Raw genomic sequence first — 26,774 nt, forward strand, 5'->3', positions numbered from 1 at the left:
TCCCCTGTTTCGGGGCAGCTTGCGCCGTGCCGCCGGGCTTGGCAAGCATCGCGGCATGACCGACGCGCCGCACCTGCTGATCGCCTGGCACAGCCGCACCGGCGGCAGCGAAGCGCTTGCGCGCGCGGCCGCCGATGGGGCGGGGAGCGCGTCGCTCATCGCGGCGAACCGGGTCGTACCGGACGATCTGCTCGCGGCGGGCGGCTATCTCTTTGTCGGTCCAGAAAATCTTGCGGCACTGTCGGGCGCGATGAAGGAGATGCTCGACCGTTGCTATTATCCCTGCCTCGGCAGGCTCGAAGGGCGCCCCTATGCGACGATCATCTGCGCCGGCTCCGACGGCGAGGGTGCCCAGCGCCAGCTCGACCGCATCGCGACTGGCTGGCGGCTCAGACGCGTCGCCGATCCGATGATCGTGAACACCGATGCGCAGACGCCCGAAGCCATCCTCGCCCCCAAGACGATCCCCGCGAACCGCCTCGCCGAAGCGCGCGATCTTGGCGCCGCACTGGCGGAGGGGCTGGCGTCGGGGATTTTCTAAAGCACGCGGCATCGGCACTCCCAACTGTACTGTTAACATAATACAGTCTGCGGACGGTGTCGATATGCACTTGAAGGGCGGTTTTGGGGTGGGAAGCGGTCGTTCTCTTCGTTCGTCACGCCGGGTTTGACCCGGGGTCCACTCACGCAGCGCTGAAGGAATGGATCCCGGATCGAGTCCGGGACGACGATGAAAGATATGCCGGGTGCCAGCCGATTCGCGCCAACCTCAACGCGCGCCGAACAGCGCCGTGCCGACGCGGACATGCGTCGCGCCCAGCATCACCGCGGTTTCATAATCGCCGCTCATCCCCATCGAGCGAAGCGGAAGGCCATGGCGTTCGGCGAGTTCGTCGAGCAATGCGAAATAGGGCGCGGGTTCTTGCGTTGCGGGCGGGATCGCCATCAGGCCGTCGATCTTGAGCCCCGCGTCGCGCGCCTCGGCGAGCAAGGCCGGCAGGTAGGAAACGGCGCAGCCGCCCTTCTGCTCCTCGTCGCCGATATTGACCTGCACGAAGAGTTGCGGTTGCTTGCCCGCCTTGGCGCAGGCCTTGGCGAGCGCCTGGACCAGCGACGAGCGGTCGACCGAATGGATCGCGTCGAACAGCGCCACCGCTTCCTCGGCTTTGTTCGACTGCAGCTGACCGATCAGATGCAGCACGACGTCGGGGGTCTCGGCGCGCAGCGCGGGCCATTTGGCCGCCGCTTCCTGCACGCGATTCTCGCCGAAATGATGCTGGCCCGCGGCGATCAGCGGGCGGATCGCCTCGGCCTCGTGCGTCTTCGACACCGCGATCAGTTCGATCCCGGCGGGCTCCCGCTGCGCGCGCTTCGCCGCACCCACGATATTCGCCCGTACTTCGGCCAGCCTGTCAGCAGCGTCGCTCATATTCGATCCTCGATCGGCGCGTTGCGCGCGCCCGCGACGCGCCTATAGGAAGGGCGATGGTCGGACGCCACCCCTCCCGCCCCCGAAACCTGCCTGCGACATGGCTGTTCAGCGACGAGCGGCTCGCGGCCGGGATGCGCGCGCTGGCAGCGATCGTGCCGCCCGGCAGCGGGATCGTCGTGCGCCACGACGCGCTGCCGGCGGGATTGCGCTGGCGGCTTGTCCGGCGGCTCCTGCGCATTGCGCGGACCCGCAAGCTGATGGTCCTGCTCGCGGGATCGCCCGCGCTTGCGCGGCGGTGGGGCGCCGACGGCGTTCATCTCCGCCAGCCGATGGCCCGGCGCGCGCGGCAGGCGCACCGCCTCGGCCTGGTCGTCACCATGCCGGTTCACGATGCGGGCGAGGCGCGCGCGGCGCGGCGCGCGGCCGCGCATGGAGCCTTCATTTCTCCGCTCTACCCGACGCGGTCCCATGCCGGAGCCCCCGCGCTGGGCCGCTTCGCCTGGCTGCGACTGGCGCGGCTCGCGGGCGGGAAAGCCATCGCGCTCGGCGGAATGACATCCGCCCGCGCGCGCGCGCTCCAGCGCGCAAGCGGCATCAAACCCGGCTGGGCAGCAATCGATGCGTGGGATGAGAAAGCGGCGAAACGCCGGAGACGTCAGAAGCGGAACGCCGTGCCGACATAGACCGCCTGGCTGTCGCGGCGCGCGTCGGTCAGCGGCTGCGCGCGGTCGTCTGTGCGATAGCGGACGCCGGCCGTCACATCGATATTCTTGGTCAGGCGATAGCTGCTGACGACATCGACATTCTGGTCGTCGCCGGGCGCGGTGACGCGGTCGGTCGCGCCGGCGGGATCGCTCGGCCGGCTGAGGACGCGCGTCGCGAAGCGCGATTTCTTCTCGGCGAGCTGTTCGGGTTCGCGCGCGACCGGCAGATTCTTGAGGTCGATGCCGCGCGGCAGCGCCGGGGTGACGAATTTCTGGAAGCCGACCGACGCGCCAAGGTCATAGGCGACGGGCGCGACCGCGATCGGCGCCTTGGCGCGGCCGGCGGTCAGCGCGGCGGTGCGCGCGGCGCTCGACGTGTCGTCGCGGCTGCGGATCACGACGGTGATCGCCCGGTTCCGGCGGCCCTCGTCGGTCAAGGCAGGGGTGAAGCTGAAGCTGCTGCGCGCTTCGGCCGACATCTTGGCGTAGCGCGCGATCAGCCGCGGGTCGCCCGAAGCCGGGGTGAACTGGCCGAGCAGCGTTTCCGAAAGCTGGGTGTCGCGGATGCGGTCGGCGCGGGTCATCGCCGCGAGCGCAGGCGGAAGCGCGACCGAAATCGCCGCGGCGGCGACCAGCCCAGACTTCCAGAGATGTCGCGATGTCCGCGCCATTAAACTGCGACTCCAACCCCAATCGAATCCCCAGATAGGCCTGCGGCCCCAATATTTCCAGTGATTCGCGAACGAATGATCCCGCCCTTCCGGCTTTTCGCCGAAGCTGTTGCGTTGACACCACAGTGCGACGCTTTGATGACCGCGCGATGAATGGCGGAAAAGAGGCGATTGCCGCGCTTGCGGCACGGGAACAAGGGCGATAGAGACGCTTGCAAATTCCGCACGCGTCCGTGCCCCGATCGGGGAGGCGACGCCCAAATATAAGGTGTTCCGGCATGTTCCAGCTTCCCGCCCCTGCCACGTTCGGCCGTCGTCCGGCCGCGCTGGCGCTGCTCGGGCTCGCCGCGCTCGGCCTGTCGGCCTGCGCCGGCAAGGAAAAGCCGAAGGCCGACCTCGCCGCGTCGCAGGTGACGACGATCGGCGTGAACTCCTATCTGTGGCGCGCGTCGCTCGACGCGCTGTCGTTCATGCCGCTGCTCCAAGCCGACTCGTCGGGCGGGGTGATCATCACCGACTGGTACGCGAATCCGTCGAACCCTGGCGAGCGGATGAAGGTCACCGTGTCGATCCTCGACCGCGACCTGCGCGCCGATGCGCTGCGTGTCGCGGCGTCGCGCCAGGTGTCGCAGGGCGGCGCCTGGGTCGACGCGCCGGTGCAGGCGGCGACGGTGCAGAAGCTCGAGGAAATCATCCTTACCCGTGCCCGCGACCTCCGCCGCTCGGCCATCGAAGGCTAATTCCCGGCGCGGATGCGCGCCGACTGACATCAATGGGGTAACTGACCAATGACCCGCGAAACGCGCTTTGGCGCTCTCGCCGCCGATGCCCGCTGGCAGGCCGCCTGGGACGCCGCGAACAGCTTCGTCACCACCGACAGCGCCGACAAGCCGAAAGCCTATATCCTCGAAATGTTCCCCTATCCCTCGGGGCGCATCCACATGGGGCATGTGCGCAATTATGCGATGGGCGACGTGCTCGCGCGCTTCAAGCGGATGACCGGCCACGACGTGCTCCACCCGATGGGCTGGGATGCGTTCGGGATGCCCGCGGAAAATGCGGCGATGGAAAAGGGCGTCGCGCCGGGCGGCTGGACGCGCGACAATATCGCGTCGATGCGCGCGCAGCTGAAGCGCCTCGGCCTCGCGATCGACTGGAGCCGCGAGCTCGCGACCTGCGAGCCTGACTATTACGGGCAGGAACAGGCGCTGTTCCTCGACATGCACGCCGCGGGGCTCGTCACGCGCAAGGAAAGCTACGTCAACTGGGACCCCGTCGACATGACCGTGCTCGCGAACGAGCAGGTGATCGACGGCCGCGGCTGGCGCTCGGGCGCGCTCGTCGAGAAGAAGAAACTGTCGCAGTGGTTCCTGAAGATCACCGACTTTGCCGACGAACTGCTCGAAGGGCTGAAGGGCCTCGACCAGTGGCCCGACAAGGTGCGGCTGATGCAGGAAAACTGGATCGGCAAGTCGCAGGGGCTCGAATTCAGCTTCCGCATGGCCGGCGGCGCGCCGGGTTTCGACGTCTTCACGACGCGCCCCGACACGCTCTATGGCGCGAGCTTCGCGGCGATCTCGCCCGACCACCCGCTCGCCGAGAAGCTGGCCAAGGATTCGCCCGAACTGGACGCGTTCATCGAGCTATGCCGGCGTCAGGGCACCGCCGCCGAACAGCTCGACACCGCAGAGAAGATGGGCTTCGACACCGGCCTGTCGGTCGCGCATCCGCTCGATCCCAACTGGCATTTGCCCGTCTGGGTCGTGAACTATGTCCTGATGGACTATGGCACCGGGGCGATCTTCGGCTGCCCGGCGCACGACCAGCGCGACCTCGATTTCGCGCGCAAATATGAGCTGCCGGTCCACCGCGTGATCGCCGACGGCGAACACACCGCGCAGCATTTCACCGGCGACGAGGCCTACACGGGCCCCGGCAAGCTCGTGAACAGCCATTTCCTCGACGGGATGACGATCGAGGAAGCCAAAGCCGCGATCATCGCGCGCGCGGAGCATGAGGGCTGGGGCAAGGGCACGACCGTGTGGCGCCTGCGCGACTGGGGTGTTTCGCGCCAGCGCTATTGGGGCACGCCGATCCCCTTCATCCATTGCGACGCCTGCGGGCTGGTGCCGGTGCCGAAGAGCCAGCTTCCGGTCGTGCTGCCCGAGGACGCCGATTTCTCGGTTCCCGGCAATCCGCTCGACCGCCATCCGACGTGGAAGCATGTCGCCTGTCCGAGCTGCGGCGGCGAGGCGGTACGCGAGACCGACACGCTCGACACCTTCGTCGATTCGAGCTGGTATTTCCTGCGCTTCGCCTCTGCGCCCGCGGACAAGCCCTTCGACCCCGATGTCATCCGCCGCTGGCTGCCGGTCGACCAGTATATCGGCGGCATCGAACATGCGATTCTCCACCTGCTCTACGCGCGCTTCTGGACCCGCGCGCTCAAGAAGCTGGGGATGATCGAGATCGCCGAACCCTTCGCCAGCCTGTTCACGCAGGGGATGGTGACGCACGAAACCTACAGCCGCGACCAGGGCGAGGGCCATGCGCCGGTCTTCTTCACCCCCGACGAGATCGTCCGCACCGCCGACGGCGCGACGCTGGCGGCCGATGGCGCGCCGGTCGATGTCGGCCGCGTGATCAAGATGTCGAAGTCGAAGAAGAATGTCGTCGATCCCGACGCTATCCTCGACCAATATGGCGCCGACGCCGCGCGCTGGTTCATGCTCTCGGACAGCCCGCCCGAGCGCGACCTGCCGTGGAGCGAGGCCGGGATCGAGGGCGCATGGCGCTTCGTCCAGCGGCTGTGGCGTATTTTCGGCGAGACCGAAAATGCCGGCGACGGCGGCGAGGACAAGGGGCTGGCGCGCAAGCTGCATCAGACGATCGCCGGCGTGGCAGCCGATATCGAGGCGCTCGGCTTCAACAAGGCGGTCGCGAAGATCCACGCGCTCGCGAACGAGATCGAGAAGGCACCGCCCTCGGCGACCCGCGCCGAGGCGTGCCGGACGCTGATCCTGCTCGTCGCGCCGATGATGCCGCACCTTGCCGAAGAGGCGTGGGCGGCGCTGCCGGAGGGCCAGCGCACGACCGCGATGATCGCCGACGCCGCATGGCCCGCCGCCGATCCCGCGCTGCTCGTCGACGACGAGGTGACGATCGCGATCCAGGTCGCCGGCAAGCTGCGCGACACGATGACGCTCGCGAAGGGGATCGACAAGGGCGCCGCCGAAGCCGCGGCGCTCGCGCGCCCGCGCATCGTCGAACTGCTTGGGGGGACCGCGCCGAAGAAGGTGATTGTGGTCCCCGACCGTTTGGTGAATATCGTTCCCTGATGCGCAGCCTTCTCGTCTCCGCCCTTGTCGTAGCCTCGCTCGCCGTTGGCGGCTGCGGGCTGCGCCCGCTCTATGCGAACGGCAGCAAGGGGGCGGTGGCGCAGGTGCTCGCCGACGTCGATGTCGCCCCGATCGAGGGACATTCGGGCTGGCTCGTCCGCAACGCGCTCCGCGACCGGTTGCAGGCGACGCAGGGCGGGCATGGCGCGGGCAAACGGCTGCGGCTCGACGTGCGGCTCGAGGATTCGATCACCGGCTTCGGCGTCCGTGCCGACGATGCCGTGACGCGCGAGCGGCGGACGCTGCGCGCGCGCTACCAGCTCGTCAACGCCGCGTCGGGCGAGGTGTTGCTCGACGCGACCGCGGCGCAAGACTCGGGAATCGATGTCGTCGGCAGCGAATATGCGACGATCGCCGCCGAATCGACCGCGCTCGAACGGCTCGCCTCGGGCGTCGCCGACCAGATCGTCGCACGGCTCGCGGTGTTCGCGAACCGTGGCGGCGGCGAGTCCGCCGACCCGCCGGCGGCGCCCGGCGGCTAGGCAGATCAGGGATTAATCCGCTTTCCCGAGCGAAGACGAGGGACTATGCCGAGCGAAGTCGAGGCCGTGCGTTCCGGTTCTTGTCTCGCTCGAACGAGCCCCTCGTCTTCGCTCGGGGATGCGGATAAACTGAGGATTGCCCGGTAATTCCATGAAGAGCGTCAAGCCTGCCGACTTCGAACGCCAGACCCGCCTCGATCCCGCGGTTCGCTTCGCCCTCCTCACCGGTCCCGACGAGGCGACGATGGGCGCGGTGGCGCAGCATCTGATCGGGCTGGCGGGGAAGGCCGCCGAACGGCTCGACCTCACCGGCGCGCAGCTTTCGCAGGATCCGTCGCTGCTCGCCGCAGAGGCGGCGTCGATGTCGCTTTTTTCGCCCGCACGCGTGATCCGGCTCGAAATCTCCGGCAGCGGCGACGACAGCCTTGCCGCGGTCGAGGCGCTGCTCGCGGCCGAGACCGTCATCAACCCGGTGATCGCGACCGGCGCATCGATCACCGCCAAGTCGAAGCTGGTCAAGCTGGTCGAGGGATCGGACCATGCGGTGGCCGCGATCTGCTACCAGCCCGACCGCCGCGCGCTGATCGGCATCGCGATGGCGGCGGCGCAGGAGCAGGGGCTGCGGCTCGCCAATGCCGAAGCGCAATTGCTCGTCGACCTCGTTTCGGGCGACCAGGCGCTGATGCGCCGCGAGATCGAGAAGATCGCGCTCTATCTCGACGCCGCGCCCGACCGGCAGCGGCAGGTGACCCCCGCCGACATCGCCGCGCTCGGCGCTGCGACGCACGAGGAGGATGTCAGCGCGTGCATCAACGTCGCGCTCGGCGGCAAGGTGCGCGATCTGCCCGAGATGCTGAGCACCGCGGCGGCGGTCGGCGTCGCCGAGATCCGCATCATCCGTGCACTCGGCATCCGCGCGATGCAGCTGGCGCGGCTGCGGGCAGAGGTTGATGCCGGCGCCCACCCCGCGACCGTAGTCGCGGCGAAGAGCAGCGGCGTCTTCTGGAAAGAGCGCGACGCGGTGACCGCGCAGCTCCACATCTGGGATTCGGTCCGCATCGCGCGGCTGATGACGCGGCTGCTCGATTGCGAGCGCGCGCTCAAATCCTCGGGCACCGCGGGCGCGGCGCTGTTCCGCAAGCTGATGACCGACATCGCGCACCAGGCGGCTAGGGCGCGCTGATTTTCCTCACGCGAAGGCGCGAACAAGAAAATCTCACACAAAGACACAAAGAGGTCGAGTTGTCTCTGCGAACGCAGCGGATGACGCAACGTCGCTTCTAATTCGGCCGGACGAAGTCCGGTGTTGTTGCAACAAGTGGCTGCCCAGTGTTGCTTGCGATCTGGACTGCCCTCTTTGTGTCTTTGTGTGAGAAATTTCTATCTTCTTCGCGTGAGACAAAAAGAAACCGCCCGCTCGCGCAAGCGAACGGGCGGTTCCCGTAACCCTATCTACGCGATCAGAATTTGCCGCGCAGCGTCACGCCATAGGTCCGCGGTTCGGCGAGGAACTGCGAGAAGAGCTGGCGGCCGCCCGGATATTGCGGGTCGGCGAATGCGGTGCCGGTCGAGGTGCCGCCTTCCTGGAACGGCGAGTTGAACGCCACCTGCGCATATTGCTTGTTGAAGATATTCTGGCCCCAGAATTCGATGCCCCACTTCTCGTCCGGGCCGCGCAGGCCGATGCGGGCGTTGAAGATCGCATAGCCATCCTGTCCCTTCTGCGGGAACAGGTCGGAGCCGGTGTTATAGTCGCTGGTCATGCGGCCATCGATATAGACGAGGCCGGTGAGCCCGCTGCTGCCGATATCGGGCGTCCAGGCGATGCTGCTCGTCGCGACCAGTTCGGGCGCGTTCGACAGGTTGTCGCCCGGGAGCAGGCGCAGCGCCTGATCGAGCGGGGCGCCCGAATTGTTGCCGACCAGATTGCTCCTGTACTTGGTTCGGGCATAGGTCAGGCCCGCGGTCATGCGGAAGCTGCGTGCGGGAACCAGCGAGGCCTCGAGTTCGAAGCCCTGCGAGCGCACGCCGTAACCCACGTCGTCCGACGGACAGGCGCCCGTGGTTGCCGCCGCCGCATTATAGTTCGGCGCGCCGGTGAACTTGCTCTGGTCGCGATCGCCGCCGTTCAGGCTGCTCGAACAGCCGTTGATGTTCTGGACGAGGAAGACCGTGCCGTTGAACGTGTTGAGCTGGAAGCTCGAGAAGTCCGACCGGAAGAAGGTCAGGCCGGCGCTGAACGGGCCGCTCGAATATTTGGCGCCCAGTTCGTAGCTGTTCACCTTCTCAGGGTCGAACTGCAGGTTGCCGACCAGTCCCTGCGCGCCGCCCGCGGCCGCCGCGAAGGGCAGGATCGGCGATTTCAGCGCCGACCGGTCAAGGTTGAAGCCGCCCGCCTTGTAGCCGCGCGAGTAGCTCGCATAGACCAACAGGTCGTCGACCGGCTTGAACGACAGGATCGCGGTGCCGGTAAACTCGTCTTCGCTACGCTTGTCGTTGATCGACACATTGTTGAGTTCGGCGGTCGAATTGCCCTGACAGCTGAGGCCGATCAGTGCGCCGGCGAGCGCGCGCGCGGTCGCGTTCGTGCTCGACAGATCGTCGAGAACGAGTCCCTGCACCGTGGTGCAAACCGTGTTGTCGTTGGTGAAGGTCGCCGAGAACTTCTTCTTGTCGTTCGTGTACCGCAGCCCGAACGTGAAATCGAGCGTGTCGGTGATGTGGAAGATATTGTGCGTGAAGAGCGCCCAATTCTCGCCATTCTGACGATAGACGTCGTTGATGCTGCCGCGGTCGTTGAGACCGTCGAGCGCGTTGAAGGCGGCGAGGATGTCAGGCCCCGATGCGCCGCTGGCGCCCGCGATCGTCGCGGGTCCGACGCCCGGAATCACGCAAAGCGGGTTGGTCGGCGAATAGAGGCCGGCGAGGCCGCCGCCCGAGATGATGCGGCAGTTCGCGAAGCGGCCATATTGGTTGCCGAAGCGCAGGTTGTCGCGCACGCGCAGCTTTTCGTTGGCATAGAAGCCGCCGACCAGCCAGTCGAGCTTGCCGTCGAACGCCTCGCCCTGCAGGCGCAGTTCCTGCGTGAAGGTGTGGAACTGGCGATAGGCGTCGTCGCTCGGCGCGCGATAGAGGATGTCGACCGCGCCATAGTCGAGGTCGCCCGCCTGGCTGGAGCGATATTCGCGGTAGGCGGTGATCGAGGTCAGCGTCGCGCCGCCGAGATCATAGTCGATCTGGCCCGAGAAGCCGTAATCCTTGGTCTTGCCTGCAAAGCTGCGTCCCGGGGTGACCGAGATATTGCGGCTATAGCCCTGGTTGAACGCCGCGAGCGGCTGGCCGAGGTCGGCGAGCACGCGCACGATATTGTTCGTCGTCGCGCTCGCGGGAACGCCGGGATTGTTGAGGTTGCCGATAAAGGGATTGACCGACTGGCTGACATAGGTCGCGGCGCAGCATTCCTCGTCGCGATAGGTATAGTCGGCGATCAGCCGGACCGACAGCGCATCGGTCGGCTCGAACAAGAGCTGGCCGCGCAGGAAATAGCGGTCGCGGTTGTTGATGTCGCGATTGTTGTTGGTGTCGTTGTAGAAGCCGTCGCGCTTCACCCACACGCCGTCGAGGCGCGCGGCCAGCGTGTCGCCGAGCGGGCCGGTGACGCTCCCCGCCAGGCGCCAATAGTCATAATTGCCGTAGGTGATCTCGCCATTGGCGCCGAAGTTGAAGTCGGGCTTCTTCGAATAGATGCTGATCAGGCCCGCCGACGAGTTGCGGCCGCCGAGCGTGCCCTGCGGGCCACGCTGGACCTCGATGCGCTCGATTTCGCCAAGTTCGTTGAGGCCGATGCCCGAACGCGAGCGATAGACGCCGTCGATGAACACCGGGACCGAGCTTTCGAGGCCGGGGTTGTCGCCGACCGTGCCGATGCCGCGGATACGCGCCGAGCCGTTCGCTTCCGAACCGGTCGACGAGACGAGCAGCGACGGGGCGACCTGGTTGAGCTGGCGGATGTCGTTCGCGCCGCTGTTCTGCAGCGCTTCGGCGCTGACGGCCGAAATCGCAACCGGCACGTCGGACAGCAGCTGGGCACGGCCCTGTGCGGTGACGACGATCGGCGCATCTGCGCTGTCATCGGTGGTGTCGGTGGCATCCTGCGCAAAGGCGGGGACCGAAACAGCCGCTACGGCGATCGATACGCCGAGCGCGCTGCTGCGCAACCAGCGCGCGGCACGAAGGGAAGAAGATTTCATTGCGGGCACTCCTCTCAACATTTCATTATTTTTGTTGCCCGCCGAACATATCGAAATTGACCCGCCGATCCAGCCGGAGGCCTGCATTTGCGTCGTTTTTCGGGGGGTGATGCTTTTTGGTCACAGGCGGGGCAGTGGCGCGCCACACGCTGGACGGGTCAGCGGTGCGCGGCGATCCGGCTTTCCGTAACGTCATTATCGCCCGCGCCGCGGCAGGGAATCGACAGCAAGCGCCCGCGGGCGACGAGCATCGCGCGATAGGGTCCGAGGAAATTGCGGGCGATTGCAGGATCTTCGGCCGCTAGGCCGCCGGTCAGGCTGCCGAAGGCGGGCAGGATCAACCGCTGCGCGTCGCCCGCAAAACAGGGGCGCGATACGGGGCGCCCGCGCAGGGTCAGCCGCAGCTTCGGGTGGAAATGCCCCGAGATTTCGGGCCGGGTTTCCTGTGCCTCGCTCTGGTGGCGAAAGACGATCCCGTCTGTCACCAGTTCGTCGGCGACCTCGCCGCCCCACGCGCCACCCGAAAGACCGTCGTGATTGCCCGCGATCCAGACGAGCTTCGTCGCCGCCGCATGGCGGAGCAGCCGCCCGGCGACCGCGGGCGCGATGCGCGCGGCGGCGTCGCGGTCGTGGAAACTGTCGCCAAGGCACCACAGCTGGCGCGCGCCGGTTTCAGCGACCAGCCTGGCCAGCCGGTCGAGCGTGTCGTGGCTGTCGTAAGGGGGCAGCGGCTGGCCGTGCGCGGCGTACCAGCTCGCCTTTTCGAGGTGCAGGTCCGCGACGATCAGTGCGCCGTGCCGCGGCCAGAACAGGGCGCGGTCGGCGAGCATCTGAAAGCTTTGGCCAGCAAAATCGAAAGCGACGGACATCGCCCCGCTATGGCCCCGCTGGCGCCCGCGGGCAACTCCCCAGTCCGCGGCTAGCTTCCGCGCACCGCCATATTCGCGGCAAAGCGAAGTTTCGTGTCGCGGCTCGCGCCGTCGGGCAGGTCGAAGACGACGCGCTTGTTCGGGAAGTCGATCTCGACCCTGTCGAACAGCGCGAGGCTGTCCATCCCCAGCAGCAGCGCGGGCCGGTCCTCCAGCCCGAGCGCGCGAAAGGCCTGGCTGTCGGCGAAGCTCACCGGCAGGTCGTTGACGTCCATGCCGGTGATCACGATCCGCTTGATCGCCGTGCGCAACGCGGGCACCGCCTCGCCCGACACGGCGTCGAGGGTCGACTCGATGAGCGGCAGCCGGTTCGCGCGGCGGCTCATCACCAGCTTTTGCAGCGCAAGGTTGCCGACGCTCGTCTGCGCGCCGGTGTCGACGATCACGTCGATGCGCTTTCCGTCGAGCCGCGCGTCGGACAGGATCAGCCGCCCGGCCGAATTGCGCGCCATCACGACGATCGCATCGTCGTCGCGGATAAGCGGCCGCGACTGCTTGCGCGTCTCGAGGATCTGCATGCTCTGCTTGCGGAAATCGATCAGGATTCGCCGTTCCTCGAGCATGTCGACGCCGATCAGCCCCGCGGCGCCGATGTGGCGCCCCGAAAAGGCGGGGGCATCGACGGCGGCGAGATGAAGGTCGGCCATCTGCAGCGCGGCGATGCGGTAGCTCGCCACCGTCGCGGACCCGCCGATCGTCGCGAGGCGCAGCTTCTCGCCCTCGACGAGCTTCAGCCGCTCGGCGAGCTCGCGCGCGATCACCGTGCGCTCGGCGCCGGTGTCGACGAGAAAGGAAAAGGGCCCCTGACCGCCGACCATGACCTGCACCGCCATCCGCCGCGTCGCGTCGAGGTCGAAGGGCTGGACGATCGGGGTCACCACGACCGGCGGATCGATTGCTGCGCCGGGTGGCACCGCGGGCGCGGCGGCCGGTTCGGCCGGGGCTGGCGTGGGCGACGCGCCGGCCAGCAACGGCGCGGCGAGCAAAAGCGCCCAAGGGACGGACCGCTTCGAAACTTGGGTCATCGCAGGCATCCTCGCTATGTTTTGCGCCAATCTACGCCTCCTTGCCTTTCGCGGCAAGCGAAACGCCGGTTACGATGCCGGGCCGGATCGGGGCGCTAATCGGCGCGCATCGCCGCCTCGGCCAGCGTGTCGGCCAGCTCGCCGAGCAGCGCGTCGTCGAGATCCGATGCCGCGACATTCTCGCGCCCGATCAGCACCAGCACCGGGATCGCGAGCGGGCTGATCCGGTCGAGCCGCTGGTGCACCATCGTCCCCGCCGCGCGGTCGAGCAGGTCGCCGAGCCGCGCGACGTCGGTCAGCCGCTCGCGCGCGTCGGCCCAGGCGGCTTCGAGCAAGAGATGGTCGGGTTCGTATTTGCGCAGGACGTCGAAGATCAGGTCGGTCGAGAAGGTGACCTGCTTGCCCGTCTTGCGCTTGCCCGGATGCTGGCGTTCGATGAGGCCCCCGATCACCGCGACCTCGCGGAACGCACGTTTCAAAAGGTGCGAGCTTTCGACCCATTCGATGAATTCTTCGGACAATATTTCGGCGTCGAACAGATTTTCGGGATGATCGACCGGGCGCAGCGACCAGATGGCGAGCGCATAGTCGGAGGCGACGAAACCCAGCGGCTGCAAGCCCGCCCGCTCCATCCGCTTGGTGATCAGCATCCCGAGCGACTGGTGCGCGTTCCAGCCCTCGAACGGATAGCAGACAAGATAATGATGCCCCTCGTGCGGGAAGGTCTCGACGAGCAGTTCGCCGGGGCGCGGCAGCACCGACCGCAGCTGCTGCATCTCCAGCCAGAAGCGCACATCCTCGGGAAAGCGCCGCCAGCTTGCCGGATCGGCGAGGAAGCCGCGCACCCGCTCGGCGAGCCGCGTCGACAGCGCCATGCGCGCGCCGACATAGCTCGGGATGCGCGCGGGCCGCGTCGTCGCGCGAACAAGCAGATCGGTGTCGCGGATCGCCTCGACCTCGAGGCTGAGGCCTGCGAAGGCAAAGGTGTCGCCGGTCACGAGCGTGCTCGCGAAATATTCCTCGACGCTGCCCAATCTGCGCCCGTTCTTGAAGCGCACGTCGAGCGTGGGGGCATCGACGATGATCCCGGCGTTGAGCCTGTGTTGCGCGGCAAGGCGCGGGTGCGCGATCCGCCAGCCGCCGTGTCCGTCGGGCGCAAGGCGACGGAACCGGTCGTAGCTTTTGAGCGCATAGCCCCCGTCGCGCACGAAACCGAGCAGGCGGCCGAAGGTCTCGGCATCGACCCAGCGATAGGGCGCCGCGCTGCGGATCTCGGCGAGCAATGCCTCCTCCCTGAACGGCGCTGCGCAGGCGAGCGCCATGACATGCTGCGCGAGCACGTCGAGCGCGCCGGGGCGGAAGCGGTCGGCGTCGCGCTCGCCCGCCTCGACCGCGTCCAATGCCGCGCGCGCTTCCAGATATTCGAAGCGGTTGCCGGGCACGATCAGCGCCCGGCTCGGCTCGTCGAGCCGGTGGTTCGCGCGCCCGATGCGCTGGAGCAGCCGCGACGATCCCTTGGGCGCTCCCATCTGGATCACGCAATCGACGTCGCCCCAGTCGAGCCCGAGGTCGAGGCTCGACGTTGCGACGAGCGCGCGCAGCCGTCCTTCGGCCATCGCTGCTTCGGCGCGCTGGCGCGCCTCCCGGTCGAGGCTGCCGTGGTGGATCGCGATCGGCAGCGACAGATCGTTGACCTTCCACAACTCCTGAAAGATCAGCTCAGCGAGCCCGCGCGTGTTGCAGAAGATGATCGTCGTGCGGTTCGCGGCGACGACGTCCATCACCTGATGCACCGCCCAGCGCCCCGAATGCCCCGCCCACGGCACCGCGCCCGCGGGCAGCAGGATGTCGATGTCGGGATCGGCGCCCGCCTCACCCTCGACCAGCGTAACCTTCCCGGCATCGGCATCGGGCGCCAGCCAGCCCGCATATTGCACCGGATCGGCGATCGTCGCCGACAGCCCGACGCGGCGCAGATCGGGTGCGATGTGCTGGAGCCGTGCGAGCGCCAGGCTCAGCAAATCGCCGCGCTTGCCGGGCGCGAAGGCATGGATTTCGTCGATCACCACCGTCTTCAGGTCCGCGAACATCGCGAAGCTGTCGGGATAGGAGAGCAGCAGCGACAAAGATTCGGGCGTCGTCAGCAGGATGTTCGGCGGCCGGCTGCGCTGGCGCGCCTTCTTGTCCGAACTCGTATCGCCGCTGCGACTCTCGACGCTGATGTCGAGCTCCATCTCGGCGATCGGGGCGGTGAGATTGCGCTCGACGTCGGCGGCGAGCGCCTTCAGCGGCGACACGTACAGCGTGTGCAGCCGGTCGGAAGGATGGTCGGCCAGATCGACGAGGCTCGGCAGAAACCCCGACAAGGTCTTGCCCGCGCCCGTCGCGGCGACAAGAAGCGCGTGCTCGCCCCGCTGCGCCGCCGCGAGCATGTCGGCCTGATGCCGCCGAAGTCGCCACCCGCGCGCGGCGAACCAGTCGGCAAAGGGGGCGGGGAGGGACATGAGTTGAACGTGGGGCGGGATGGAGGGGCGTGCAATGCTTTCTTGATCGTCGGCCATCGACCGATTGCGGACCTCCTCGGCTAGATGTAATTTCGCTCGACTTGGAGGGCACTATGAGTCCGGGTTATTTGCTTGCATTCGCTTTTTTTACGTCAACGACTGACCAAAGCGTCATAGACCTGTTGATGCGGGAACGCGAAGTGCCGCAGGATCTATACTATCTAGCGCAACGACCGAGCGGGATCATGTTCTGTGATAAGCGGCTAAAGGCCCGACAAACCCGCAGGTTCGAGGGAAGATACGGCCTCCGGCTCAAGAAGGTGATCGCAGCTAAGATAGCAAAGGATGGCTTCGGATGGGCACCCGACGACATCGTTGTGCTGCCTTGCGAAGTCACAACGAAACAGGCAGCTGACAAGTTGCTTTTGAACTTCGACATTGAACTCCGTCGGTTCGAAGCGCGCTACGGCCTAAGTAGTGAAGTCCGCTAACCACCCCAATTTAGACATTCCCTCTTCGTCATCCCGGACTTGATCCGGGATCCATCGCGGCGTTGAAGTCGTGGACCCCGGATCAAGTCCGGGGTGACGAATGTCTGGAAACCACCCCAAAGCAGACACCGCCCTCAAATAGGCCTTTCCTACATTGTCGGGCCATGCCAGCCTTCTTCCCGCTCTTTCGCTCGGTCGACAAAGGCGGTCGGGCTTGCGGCCGCGGCACGGCGTGCGGGATGGTTCGGCGATCCTGCCGGCCCAAAACGGGGATGCATAAGGCTGAACTTTCCTGAACTTTGAAAATCCGGGCCGCGGCGAAGAAGCAAGGCATGACCGATATCCGCTCTGAAACGGGCATGCGAAGGGCCCCGTGAATCGCGATTGACCACCACCGAAAACGATATAAATATGATATCATCTTTATATCGACTGATTCGGAGGGAAACATGGTCGAGAGTGCAACGCCGGCGCTGAACCGCAGCCGCGAGACGCGGGCCGCGACGCAGAGCGGTTATCTGATGCTGCTGGTCTGGCTGCTGCTCGCGGGCGTCGCCGCCTGGGCGGTCGTCACCAACATCAACGGCGTCGAGGCCGCCTGGAAATGGGGCGTGCTGATCGCAGCGGCGATCGCGGGCACGGTGATCCTCTGCGGCTTCTATCTGATCAACCCCAACGAGGCGGCGGCGATCCAGCTGTTCGGCGCCTACAAGGGCACCGACCGCGAGGAGGGCCTCCGCTGGGTCCTTCCTTGGCTGACTCGCAAGAAGATCGCGGTGCGCGCGAACAACGTCATATCCGACAAGATCAAGGTCAACGACCTGCGCGGCAACCCGATCGAAATGGCGGCGCAGGTCGTGTGGCGCGTCACCGACACCGCGCAGGCGCTGTTCGACGTCGAGGATTACAAGGAATTCGTGATGGCGCAGATCGAGGCCGCGGTGCGCTCGATCGGCTCGCGCTATCCCTATGACGACATCGAGCATCAGGAAATCACCTTGCGGGGCAATCACGACGAGGTCGGGATCGAGCTCAGGAAGGCGCTGATCGAGCGGCTCGAGGTTGCGGGGATCACCGTCGACGAATGCGGGCTGACGCACCTCGCCTATGCGCAGGAGATCGCTGGCGCGATGCTCCGCCGTCAGCAGGCCGAGGCCGTCATCGCCGCCCGCAAAAAGCTGGTCGAGGGCGCGGTGACGATGGTCGAGATGGCGCTCCAGCACCTGTCCGAGAAAAACGTCGTCGACCTCGACGACGAGCGCAAGGCGGCGATGGTGTCGAACCTGATGGTCGTCCTCTGCGGCGAGCGCGACACCCAGCCCGTCGTCAACACCGGGTCGCTCTACTGAGTTCGTCCGGTGGCTGCGTCGTCCAAGAAAGCCTTTGCCCTCCGTCTCGATCCGGCGCTCTACGCCGCGATCGAGCGGCTGGCCGCGGCCGAGCTGCGCAGCGCCAATGCCGAGATCGAAATATTGCTGCGCGAGGCGCTCACGCGCCGCGGCGTCGGCGTCAAACGGTCGCAAGCCCCGAAACGCGGCCGACCGCCGAAGACGGAGGAGAGCTGACATGCTGCATCTTTTGCGGGGCGATCGCCCATGGTTCCGCCCGAAGCGCCGCGGCTACGGCACCGGCCTGCCGATCGCCTGGCAGGGGTGGGTGATGCTGCTCGTCCATATCGCGCTGATCACCGGCGTGACGGTATTGCTGCGCGACCGGCCGTGGATGATGACGATCGCGGTCGTACTCGCGGCACTCGCCCCGATGCCTCTCTACAGGGCCAAAACCGAGGGCGGCTGGCGCTGGCGCTAGACCTCCGCAAGTTTATTTGTGGACACCGCGCGCTGGCGGCGCCCCCGCGCTTGCCCCGCCACTTCTAGACGGTTAAGGCCGGTCCCCATGACCGCCGCCCCCACGAGCACAGAAGCGCCTCCCGTCCGCATCGCCCCGTCGATCCTCAGCGCCGATTTCGCGCGGCTGGGCGAAGAGGTCCGCGCGATCGAGGAAGCGGGCGCCGACTGGGTGCATATCGATGTGATGGACGGCCATTTTGTGCCGAATCTGACGATCGGCCCGATGGTCGTGAAGGCGCTGCGCCCGCATTCGACCCTGCCCTTCGACGTCCATCTGATGATCTCGCCCGTCGATCACTTCCTCGACGCCTTTGCCGCCGCGGGCGCCGACATCATCACCGTCCATCCCGAAGCCGGACCGCACATCCACCGCAGCGTCCAGCACATCAAGTCGCTCGGCAAGCAGGCAGGGGTCTCGCTCAATCCCGCAACGCCCGCGAAGATGCTCGACTATCTGATCGACGATATCGACCTTGTCCTGATCATGAGCGTCAATCCGGGCTTTGGCGGCCAGAGCTTCATTTCCAGCCAGCTCCGCAAGATCGAGGCGGTGCGCAAGATGATCGACAAATCGGGCCGCGACATCCGGCTCGAGGTCGACGGCGGCATCGACGTCGCGACCGCGCCGCAGGCGATCGCCGCGGGCGCCGATGTCCTCGTCGCCGGCACCGCGACCTTCAAGGGCGGGCCCGACGCCTACGCCGACAATATCCGCCGCCTGCGCGGCTGATCGATGGAGGGGAGACCATTGACCTCTGCCCCGTCCAGCCCGATTCCCGACGCCGGCGAAGACGCGCCGCCCATCGACGACAGCATCGAACCGGGCAAGCGGCTGATCCGCCTGCCCGACGACAAGGGGCTGTCGCTTGGCGACCGGGTTGCCAACTACGTCACTCGCCTCACCTGGCGCACCCCGCTGCACGCCTTCCGCCTCAAGGGCCGCTTTCCCCTGAAGCTGCTCGGCGTCCCCGCCGATCCCGTGCCCGGCGACATGCGCGCGGGGACCGCGATCCGCGCCGGCCATTTCCTCCATCGCGGACTGAAGCTCTCGCTCGGCAATCTCGACTTCGCCGCGCTCGACGTTTCGCCGCCCTTCGCCGACTATCTGCACAGCTTCGCCTGGCTGCGTGACCTCGCGGCCACCGGCACCCGCGCCGACGGCGCCCCGATCGCCGAGGCGGTCGTGCGCCACTGGCTCGCCGTCCATGGCGAGGCGGTGAGCGAGCCCGCCTGGAAAGCCGACAACACCGGCTGGCGCATCCTCTTCTGGGCCGCGCACGCGCCGCTGATCCTGTCGTCGAGCGACCTCGTCTATCGCTCGGCGGTGCTCAACCATCTCGCGCGCGCCGCGCGCCATCTCGACCGTGTCGCCGACAAGACGCGTCCCGGCACCGGACAGCTCGTCGCGTGGATCGGCATCGTCGCCGCCTCGCTCCTCATGCCCGGCGGCGAGCCGCGGCAGGTGTTCGGCGAGGCGGGGCTGCGCAAGGTCATCGAGACCAGCTTCTACGCCGACGGCGGCAACATCGCGCGCGCGCCGCAGGCGCAGCTCGACGCGATCATGGCGCTGTCGATGCTCGCGCGCATCTACGACATGCGCCGCATGGAGGTCCCGCCCTTCCTGCAGGAGGCGCTTGCCCGCACCGTTCCGGCGCTGCTCGGCCTCGTCCACGCCGATGGCGGCATGGGTAGCTGGCAGGGCAGCGGTGCGACCTCGGCGCTCAACATCCAATATGTCGTCGCCGCAAGCGGGGTGCGCACGCGTCCCCTCAAGCAGGCCCGCGACTGGGGCTATCAACGGATGGTCGCCAACCGCGTCGTCCTGCTCGCCGACGCCGCGCCGCCGCCGATCGCCCGCGTGACCGAGGCGGGCTGCGCCTCGACCCTTGCCTTCGAGCTCAGCGACGGCGACGAACGCATTGTCGTCAATTGCGGCGGCGCCGCGCTGACCGGCGCGACGATCCCCGCCGACCTCGCGCGCGGCCTGCGCACCACCGCGGCGCATTCGACGCTGACGATCGGCGACACCAATTCGACCGCGATCCTTGCGAGCGGCCTGCTCGGCCGCGGGGTGACCGAGGTCGAGCTCGACCGGCGCGAGACGCCGCAGGGCAGCCGGCTCGAGATGAGCCACGACGGCTATGCGCGCCGCCACGGGCTGATCCACCGCCGCCTCCTGATCCTGTCGCCGAACGGGCGCGAGCTGCGCGGCGAAGACATGCTGCTCCCGGCCCCGCGTACCCGGCGCAAGGGCGACAAGCCCTATACGCTGCGCTTCCACCTCGGCCGCAACATCTCGGCCAGCCTGACCGCCGACAAGCTCGGCGCGCTGCTGCGCATCAGCGGCGGGCCGCTGTGGCAGTTCCGCACCTCCGAAGGCACGCTCGACGTCGAGGAGAGCCTATGGGTCGACGGCGACGGCCGCCCGCACCCGACCGAACAGCTCGTCGTCACCGGCATCGCGCCGGCGGGCGGCGCGAGCATCGGCTGGATCTTCAAGCATATCGGATAGGGAATCGCGTCGGCGATCGGCCGATAGCGGCCTTGGTGATTCCCGGCGAAAGCCGGGATCCAGACAACGAGCGCTGCGCTTGCTTCATGGGCCCCGGCTTTCGCCGGGGTGCACATTACAACTGCAAGCGACCGGTAGTCGCCGCACGTTTTCCTATTTTGTCATCCCCGCGAAAGCGGGGACCCAGAGCGTGCGTGGGCTGGTCCCACACTGGGTTCCCGCTTTCGCGGGAATGACAAGGGTGGAGTGCTAACGTCCGCTCCCCACCCCCAAGCAGACAATCGGCCCATTCGAATCCTGCGGCCGACGCCCCGCAAGCGAGCGCCGGCCGCCGGACCTTCTAGAAAGCGTAGCGCGCCATCAGCTGGAACACCGGCCCGGCCTTCTCGCGCTCCAGTTCATATTCGTCGAAGTTGCGATCGACCTGATCCTCGACCGTCGTGAACTTGTTGAAGCGTTCGCGCTTCGCGCCGTTCAGCAGGTTCTGCCCGACGGCGCGGATCGTGAAGCTCTTCCCGAAGCGCTTTTCGACGAAGATTTCGAGGTCGGCGCCATAGGTGGTGAACACCTCCTCGCCGACGGTGCGGTCGAACGCCCCGCCCTGCTTGCGATAGGTCGCGCCGAACGCCGCGCCGATCGATTTGATGTCCTGGATCAGGCCGAAGTTATAGACATATTTGCTCTGGCCGTTGAAGCGGCGCTTGCCGAATTCGTCGGTGATCTTGCTGTCGAGCCACGAGACGTTGCCGAAGATGCCGGTGTCGGGCAATCCGACGAAGCCGAGGTCGGTCGACAGGTCGAATTCGACGCCATAAACCTTGCCGTCGCCGATGTTCTGCGGCTGATAGACAAAGGTGCCCGGCCCTTCCGATCCCTCTTCGCCGGTGTTGGTGAGCTCGATCAGGTCGTTTACCTTGCGGTAGAAAAAGTTGATCCCCGCGATGCCCGAACGGCCGAGACGCTGTTCGTAGCCGACATCGAAACCCCAGGCGGTTTCGGGATCGAGCAGCGGGTTGCCGAGGAGATCGTTGTCACCCAGCTCGGCTTCGAGCGTGGCGGGCGAGAGAAAATTGAACTCGGGGCGGCGGCTCGTCCGCGCCGCCGATGCGATGATGCGGCCGCGCGGACCGACGTCGATCTTGACCGATGCCGAGGGAAGCAGCTTCTCATAGTCGTTGGTGAAGCGCTGCAGCGCCGCGGGCACGGTCAGGTCGTCGATGGTGAGGTCGGTCGTCTCGTAGCGAACCCCGGCCTCCCACTTCACGCCCGGCATGTCGCCTTCGACAAGGACGAAACCGTCGAGGCGCTTTTCCTCGATCATGTTCACGCCGCCCACCGCGGGCACGAAGGCGCCGAAGGTGCGGACGAATTCGGTCGGGTTGCGCGCGAACTGGTCATAGCCCTGACGGTCGGCGGCGGTCAGATTGTAGCGGTCGCGCGGCGCCTCGGTGATCGACGTGTCGCGGTCCTTGTCCTGCCAGAAGCCGCCGAAAACCAGCTTCGCGGTGTCGCCCAGCTCGACCTCATGCTCGAGCCGCACCGAAAACTCCTTGTCGGTGATGCCGGTGCGCGTCTGGTCGCCGGTAAAGCGCGGCAGCGTGCGATCGAATTCGACCTCATATTCGGTCTCGAAGCGATCCTCGTCGAAATAGGCGTACCCGACCTTCAGGCTCGTCTCGCCCGCCGACCAGCGATGCGCGAGCTTGCCGTTCACGCTGTAATTGTCCTGATTGATCTTTGCGATATTGGCGTTGTCGACGGTCAGATTGCCCGGCGGCGTCGCGCGGACCGGACCGTTGACGGCGGTCGGATCATTATATTCGAAGCTGCGCTCGTCTTCGGTGCGGTCGGTATGAACATAGAAGCCGTTCACCGAGAAATCGGTGGTATCGCCCTTGATGTCATACGTCGCGTTGAACGAATAGTCCTTGCCGTCGCGCGTGTCGCGCTGGTCTTCGCGGTTGTCGAAATCGTCGGTCGCGAAATCGGGGTTGTTCTCGGGCGAATCGCCATAGCGCAGCGACAGCTTCTTCTTCGGGTTGTGGCGACCCTGGAAATTGCCGCCGAGCAGGAAGCGGCCGGGGCCGAGCGCGCCGCCGACCACACCGCCGAGGCTGGGTTCGAGTTCATTGTCGTCGAACAGCAGCCCGCCCGCCCGGAGATAGCCGCCGTCGAGCTCGTAACCGTCGCGCAGCTTGATGTTGAGCGTGCCCGCCACCGCGTCCCCGGTCCGGCGCGCCGACGACGAGCGGACGATCTCGACGCGGTCGATCAGTTCGGCGGGGATGCGGTCGAGGAAGAAGCTGCGGTCGGCGTTCGACCCCGGCACCTTCTCCCCGTTGATCAGGATCTGCGTGTAGCCCGGCGGCAGGCCGCGCAGCCGCGCGCCGTCGCTTTCGATGACGTCGGAGAGGAAGGTCACCGACGGCACCCGCTTCAGCGCGTCGCCCGCGGTCAGCGGCTCGAAGCGCTGGAAAAACTCGCTGTCATAAGAAACGACCGGCTCGGCCCCACTCTCGCTGCGGTTGCGATAGCCGATACCGCCGAGAACGACGATTTCCTGCGACGTCGTAATCGTCCCATCCTCGTTCTGGACCGGCGCGGCATCCTGCGCAGCGGCGGGGCTGGCAACGAGCGCAGCGACGATCGCGAGCGTTGCGGCGGAATGCAGGCGGAAAGGTCGAATCATGGATGGGGCCCCCTTGTTTGCGTTGCAGGGGCCTCTAGGGGCGGGGTGTGACAGTTTGCGGCGACAAAGATGACGCTTCGATGACGCTTAAGTGACCGAGATATTGTGGGATTGACGCGCTGCCGCTTTACTGGAACGGGGCGCGGCCTAGGCGCTTTCGGCGCACAGCAACAGGGGGAAATCGCGTGGCCCGAACCGATCGTTGGAAGCTGCTGACTTTGCTCGCCTTTACATCGACGTTGACCGCGTGCGCCGGAATGCAGGCACCCGCCATCTCCGGGCTGCCGCCGGTGCAGGTCGCCGCGGGCGGCGAGACCGCGCCGGTCGGAACGGGCAAAGCCGACGCGGCCGACGATCCGGCGATCTGGATCGATCCCGCGAACCCCAACCGCGCGCTGATCGTCGCGACCGACAAGAAGGCCGGGCTTCACGTCTATGACCTGGCGGGCAAGGACATCGCCTTCGCGCAGGCGGGGCTCGTCAACAATGTCGACGTCGCGGGCAACATCATCGTCGCAAGCGACCGCAACGACGGGGTAAACGCGCATCTCGCGCTGTTCCGCCTCGACGCCGACAAGCCCGCGATCGTCTCGCTCGGCCGCGCCGCGGCGGGCGTGGGCGAGGCCTATGGCCTTTGCCTGAAGAAGAGCGCGCCGGGCGAACCGATCACCGCCGCGCTGATCGTCAAGGACGGCACGGTGCGCGTCGGCACGCTGACCGTCGAGGGCACGCCGACCTTTGCGGTCCGGTGGGAGTACAAGATCCCGACCCAGTCCGAAGGCTGCGTCTTCGACTGCGACACGCTTTACGTGGGCGAGGAAGACGCCGGCATCTGGCAACTCGTGCAAAGCGGTACCACCGCCACCGCGCGCCTCGTCGCGCCGGTCGACAACCAGCGCCTGGTCGCCGACGTCGAGGGTCTGGCGACGATCGATCACAAGGGCCAGCGCTACCTCATCGCGTCGAGCCAGGGCGACAACGCCTATGCGGTCTTCAAGCTGCCGGGGATGGACTATGTCGGCCGCTTTGCGGTCGCCGCGGGCCAGTATGGCGCGACGAGCGAGACCGACGGGATCGAGGCGGTCGCGGGCACTTTCGGCCCCGCCTATCCCGATGGCATCTTCCTCGCGCAGGACGGCGACAACGCCCCCAAGGCGCAGAATTTCAAGCTTGTGCGCTGGGACCGGATCGCGGCGGCGCTCGGGCTGTAGCTTCGGACGACACGGACTCTGTGCGCCTCTACGAAGGCAGGGGCGCATCTCCGGTGGGTGCAAGGTAGAACTGGCCGGAGAAGGGTCGCCCCTTCGCCGGGACACGATGCGTTTATCGGCCAACGCGGCTTGCGATAGCGGGCGCACCCGCCTAGGGCGTCCGCGTCTTTCCTGTCTCGCAAAGGCCGCCTCTTCCCATGACCGATCTGATTCCCGTCCGCCGCGCGCTTCTCTCCGTCAGCGACAAGGCGGGGCTCGCCGAGCTTGGAGCTGCGCTGGTCAAGCACGGCGTCGATCTGGTCTCGACCGGCGGCACTGCAAAGGCGCTGCGCGAGGCGGGTCACACCGTCCTCGACGTCTCCGACCTCACGGGCTTTCCCGAGATGATGGACGGCCGCGTCAAGACGCTGCACCCGACGGTTCACGGCGGCATCCTCGCTGTCCGCGACGATGCGGCGCATGTCGCCTCTATGGAGGCGCATGGGATCGGCGGCATCGACCTCGTCGTGGTCAACCTCTACCCCTTCCTCCAGACGGTGACGAGCGGCGCCGACCGCGATACGATCATCGAGAATATCGACATCGGCGGCCCCGCGATGGTGCGCTCGTCGGCGAAGAACCATGCCTTCGTCGGCATCGTCACCGAGCCCGAGGATTATGCCGCGGTCATCGCCGAGATGGACGCCAATGGCGGCGCGACGACGCTCGCGCTGCGCAAGCGCCTCGCTGCGACCGCTTTCGCGCACACCGCAACCTATGACAGCATGATCGCGCAATGGTTCGCCTTTGCCGATCAGGGCAAATTCTTTCCCGACACGCTGCCGCTGACCACCAGGCTCGCGAGCGAACTGCGCTATGGCGAGAACCCGCACCAGAAGGCCGCGCTCTACCTCCCCGTCGGCCCCGCAGCGCGCGGCATCGCACAGGCCGAACAGGTGCAGGGCAAGGAGCTTTCCTACAACAACATCAACGACGCCGACGCCGCGCTCGAGCTTGTGGCCGAATTCCGCGACGCCGATCCGACCTGCGTCATCGTCAAGCACGCCAATCCCTGCGGCGTCGCGACCGCGGCGACGATCGCCGAGGCCTATGACGCCGCGCTGAAATGCGACGATGTCTCGGCGTTCGGCGGGATCATCGCGGTCAACCGGCCGCTCGACGGCGCGACCGCCGAAGCGATCAGCGGGATTTTCACCGAGGTCGTCTGCGCGCCCGACGCCGACGCCGATGCGCGCGCGGTGTTCGCGAAGAAGAAGAATCTCCGCCTGCTGCTGACGGGCGAACTGCCCGATCCGGCGCGCGGCGGACTGATGATGAAGACGATCGCCGGCGGGTGGCTCGCCCAGAGCCGCGACAATGGCCGCATCACCCGCGCCGACCTCAAAATCGTCACCGACCGCGCGCCGACCGAGGAAGAACTTGCCGACGCGCTCTTCGCGTGGACCGTCGCCAAGCATGTGAAGTCGAACGCGATCGTCTATGCCAAGGGCGGCTCGACCGCGGGCATCGGCGCGGGGCAGATGAACCGCCGCGACAGCGCGCGCATCGCCGCGGTCAAGGCGCGCGAAGCCGCGGAAAGCCATGGCTGGGCGCAGCCGCGCACCGTCGGCAGCGCGGTCGCGAGCGATGCCTTCTTCCCCTTCGCCGACGGCCTGCTCGCGGCGGTCGAGGCTGGCGCGACCTGCGTGATCCAGCCGGGCGGCTCGATCCGCGACGACGAAGTGATCGCGGCGGCGAACGAGGCGGGGCTGGCGATGGTGTTCACCGGGATGCGGCACTTCCGCCACTGATGTGCCTGTTCCCCGGCGAAAGCCGGGGTCCATGTCGTTCGGTGCCGCATGGATCCCGGCTTTTGCCGGGAAGCAGCTTCGGCGCGTCTCGACTTCGCGCGACACGAACGGCATAGGGAGGCGGTGGTCATCCTGACCCGACGACAAGGACCTGCATGACCGCCACCGCCCATCGCCCCGGCCTGATCCAGCGGCTCTACATCTGGACGATGGAGAAATCGGCGCATCCGCACGCCGAATATTGGCTGGCGCTGGTGTCGTTCGTCGAGGCCAGCTTCTTCCCGATCCCGCCGCACCCGCTGCTCGGGCTGATGTGCCTCGCGAACCCGAGGAAGGCGGTGCGCTACGCGATCATCTGCACGCTCGCGTCGGTCGCGGGCGGGATGCTCGGCTATTCGATCGGCTATTTCCTCTATGAAAGCGTCGGGCTGTGGCTGCTCGGGGTGCTCGGGCTCACCGACGCCTTTCCGCCGGCCGCCTGTTATCTGCGCGAATTCGGCGCCGAGATCATCCTGATCAAGGGCGCGACGCCGATCCCGTTCAAGCTGCTGACGATCACCGCCGGCTTCATCCACATGAATTTCTGGACTTTCCTGTGGGCGAGCCTCGCCAGCCGGGCTTTTTCGTTCATGCTCGTCGGAATCCTGTTCCGGCTGTTCGGGGCACCGATCAAGGCGTTCATCGACAAATATCTGATCTGGGTCACCGGCGCCTTCCTCGTCGCCGTGGTCGCGGGTTTCCTCGCGATCGGCGCGCTGTCGGGCGACGGCAAGGCCAAGGAAGCCGACAAGTGCAGCGGCGCGACCTTGGAGGGTATCGGGCTCGACCGGAAGTAA

Annotated in this window: 21 protein-coding genes; 14 read left to right on the forward strand and 7 right to left on the reverse strand. The window is 66.9% G+C overall.

The genetic code is table 11. From position 1 onward, the window contains the following. Positions 1-55: 55 nt before the first annotated feature. On the forward strand, positions 56-541 hold the full coding sequence (locus tag ATE64_RS05270) for a hypothetical protein (protein WP_058454391.1): 486 nt from the start codon (positions 56-58) through the stop codon (positions 539-541). A gap of 228 nt (positions 542-769) precedes the next feature. On the opposite strand, the gene ATE64_RS05275 is transcribed toward ATE64_RS05270, so the two are convergent. Continuing rightward, positions 770-1,429 (reverse strand): YggS family pyridoxal phosphate-dependent enzyme, encoded by a 660-nt coding sequence (locus ATE64_RS05275; RefSeq protein ID WP_058454193.1) that lies wholly within the window; start codon positions 1,427-1,429, stop codon positions 770-772. Between the two features lie 56 nt (positions 1,430-1,485). Here ATE64_RS05275 and ATE64_RS05280 point away from each other — a divergent pair, with 56 nt between their 5' ends. Then, entirely contained in the window at positions 1,486-2,115 is a 630-nt protein-coding gene (locus ATE64_RS05280; RefSeq protein WP_058454192.1) for a thiamine phosphate synthase, read from the forward strand. On the opposite strand, the gene ATE64_RS05285 is transcribed toward ATE64_RS05280, so the two are convergent. Further along, positions 2,088-2,807: a hypothetical protein gene (locus ATE64_RS05285; protein WP_058454191.1), complete on the reverse strand. Its 720-nt coding sequence runs from the start codon at positions 2,805-2,807 to the stop codon at positions 2,088-2,090. The genes ATE64_RS05280 and ATE64_RS05285 overlap by 28 nt on opposite strands. Positions 2,808-3,085: 278 nt before the next feature. On the opposite strand from ATE64_RS05285, the gene ATE64_RS05290 reads away from it, so the two are divergent. The 4 genes from ATE64_RS05290 to holA all read left to right on the forward strand — a co-directional run bounded on the left by ATE64_RS05290 (position 3,086) and on the right by holA (position 7,870). After that, positions 3,086-3,547 carry a DUF3576 domain-containing protein gene (locus tag ATE64_RS05290; protein ID WP_058454190.1) on the forward strand — a complete coding sequence of 154 codons (462 nt, stop codon included), beginning with the start codon at positions 3,086-3,088 and terminating at the stop codon, positions 3,545-3,547. A 48-nt stretch (positions 3,548-3,595) separates the two neighbouring features. Next, positions 3,596-6,145, forward strand: coding sequence for a leucine--tRNA ligase (leuS, locus tag ATE64_RS05295; protein WP_058454189.1), 2,550 nt, complete (start codon positions 3,596-3,598; stop codon positions 6,143-6,145). Beyond that, on the forward strand, positions 6,145-6,687 hold the full coding sequence (gene lptE, locus ATE64_RS05300; protein ID WP_082658283.1) for an LPS assembly lipoprotein LptE: 543 nt from the start codon (positions 6,145-6,147) through the stop codon (positions 6,685-6,687). Before leuS ends, lptE begins: the two co-directional genes overlap by 1 nt. Before the next feature lie 151 nt (positions 6,688-6,838). After that, positions 6,839-7,870: a DNA polymerase III subunit delta gene (gene holA, locus ATE64_RS05305; RefSeq protein WP_058454188.1), complete on the forward strand. Its 1,032-nt coding sequence runs from the start codon at positions 6,839-6,841 to the stop codon at positions 7,868-7,870. 277 nt (positions 7,871-8,147) lie between these two features. Here holA and ATE64_RS05310 read toward each other — a convergent pair whose 3' ends face one another. From ATE64_RS05310 to ATE64_RS05325, 4 genes are all read right to left on the reverse strand, one after another. Beyond that, positions 8,148-10,937 (reverse strand): TonB-dependent receptor, encoded by a 2,790-nt coding sequence (locus tag ATE64_RS05310; RefSeq protein WP_082657585.1) that lies wholly within the window; start codon positions 10,935-10,937, stop codon positions 8,148-8,150. Positions 10,938-11,095: 158 nt separating this feature from the next. Further along, on the reverse strand, positions 11,096-11,806 hold the full coding sequence (gene pdeM, locus ATE64_RS05315; RefSeq protein ID WP_058454187.1) for a ligase-associated DNA damage response endonuclease PdeM: 711 nt from the start codon (positions 11,804-11,806) through the stop codon (positions 11,096-11,098). A 50-nt stretch (positions 11,807-11,856) separates the two neighbouring features. Continuing rightward, entirely contained in the window at positions 11,857-12,891 is a 1,035-nt protein-coding gene (locus ATE64_RS05320) for a retroviral-like aspartic protease family protein (protein ID WP_058454186.1), read from the reverse strand. Positions 12,892-12,986: 95 nt separating this feature from the next. Beyond that, the gene (locus ATE64_RS05325; protein ID WP_058454388.1) at positions 12,987-15,395 is read right to left on the reverse strand and encodes a ligase-associated DNA damage response DEXH box helicase; all 2,409 of its coding nucleotides are present in this window, start codon (positions 15,393-15,395) and stop codon (positions 12,987-12,989) included. Between the two features lie 940 nt (positions 15,396-16,335). On the opposite strand from ATE64_RS05325, the gene ATE64_RS05335 reads away from it, so the two are divergent. The 5 genes from ATE64_RS05335 to ATE64_RS05355 all read left to right on the forward strand — a co-directional run bounded on the left by ATE64_RS05335 (position 16,336) and on the right by ATE64_RS05355 (position 20,248). Then, the gene (locus ATE64_RS05335) at positions 16,336-17,235 is read left to right on the forward strand and encodes an SPFH domain-containing protein (RefSeq protein ID WP_058454184.1); all 900 of its coding nucleotides are present in this window, start codon (positions 16,336-16,338) and stop codon (positions 17,233-17,235) included. Between the two features lie 9 nt (positions 17,236-17,244). Then, the gene (locus ATE64_RS05340; protein ID WP_058454183.1) at positions 17,245-17,451 is read left to right on the forward strand and encodes a hypothetical protein; all 207 of its coding nucleotides are present in this window, start codon (positions 17,245-17,247) and stop codon (positions 17,449-17,451) included. A gap of 1 nt (position 17,452) precedes the next feature. Beyond that, positions 17,453-17,695: a hypothetical protein gene (locus ATE64_RS05345; protein WP_058454182.1), complete on the forward strand. Its 243-nt coding sequence runs from the start codon at positions 17,453-17,455 to the stop codon at positions 17,693-17,695. An 87-nt stretch (positions 17,696-17,782) separates the two neighbouring features. Continuing rightward, a complete protein-coding gene (rpe, locus tag ATE64_RS05350; RefSeq protein ID WP_058454181.1) occupies positions 17,783-18,466 on the forward strand; it encodes a ribulose-phosphate 3-epimerase in 684 nt (227 codons plus the stop codon). Between the two features lie 3 nt (positions 18,467-18,469). Then, positions 18,470-20,248 (forward strand): heparinase II/III family protein, encoded by a 1,779-nt coding sequence (locus tag ATE64_RS05355; RefSeq protein WP_058454180.1) that lies wholly within the window; start codon positions 18,470-18,472, stop codon positions 20,246-20,248. Positions 20,249-20,588: 340 nt separating this feature from the next. Here ATE64_RS05355 and ATE64_RS05360 read toward each other — a convergent pair whose 3' ends face one another. Next, on the reverse strand, positions 20,589-22,937 hold the full coding sequence (locus ATE64_RS05360; protein WP_082657586.1) for a TonB-dependent receptor: 2,349 nt from the start codon (positions 22,935-22,937) through the stop codon (positions 20,589-20,591). Between the two features lie 185 nt (positions 22,938-23,122). Here ATE64_RS05360 and ATE64_RS05365 point away from each other — a divergent pair, with 185 nt between their 5' ends. The 3 genes from ATE64_RS05365 (at position 23,123) to ATE64_RS05375 (ending at position 26,774) form a co-directional block, all read left to right on the forward strand. Further along, a complete protein-coding gene (locus tag ATE64_RS05365; RefSeq protein ID WP_058454179.1) occupies positions 23,123-24,148 on the forward strand; it encodes a phytase in 1,026 nt (341 codons plus the stop codon). Positions 24,149-24,345: 197 nt separating this feature from the next. Then, positions 24,346-25,938, forward strand: coding sequence for a bifunctional phosphoribosylaminoimidazolecarboxamide formyltransferase/IMP cyclohydrolase (gene purH / locus ATE64_RS05370; protein ID WP_058454178.1), 1,593 nt, complete (start codon positions 24,346-24,348; stop codon positions 25,936-25,938). A 182-nt stretch (positions 25,939-26,120) separates the two neighbouring features. Next, positions 26,121-26,774 carry a YqaA family protein gene (locus ATE64_RS05375; RefSeq protein ID WP_058454386.1) on the forward strand — a complete coding sequence of 218 codons (654 nt, stop codon included), beginning with the start codon at positions 26,121-26,123 and terminating at the stop codon, positions 26,772-26,774.

Source organism: Sphingopyxis sp. H073 (assembly GCF_001468395.1).
Classification (GTDB): domain Bacteria; phylum Pseudomonadota; class Alphaproteobacteria; order Sphingomonadales; family Sphingomonadaceae; genus Sphingopyxis.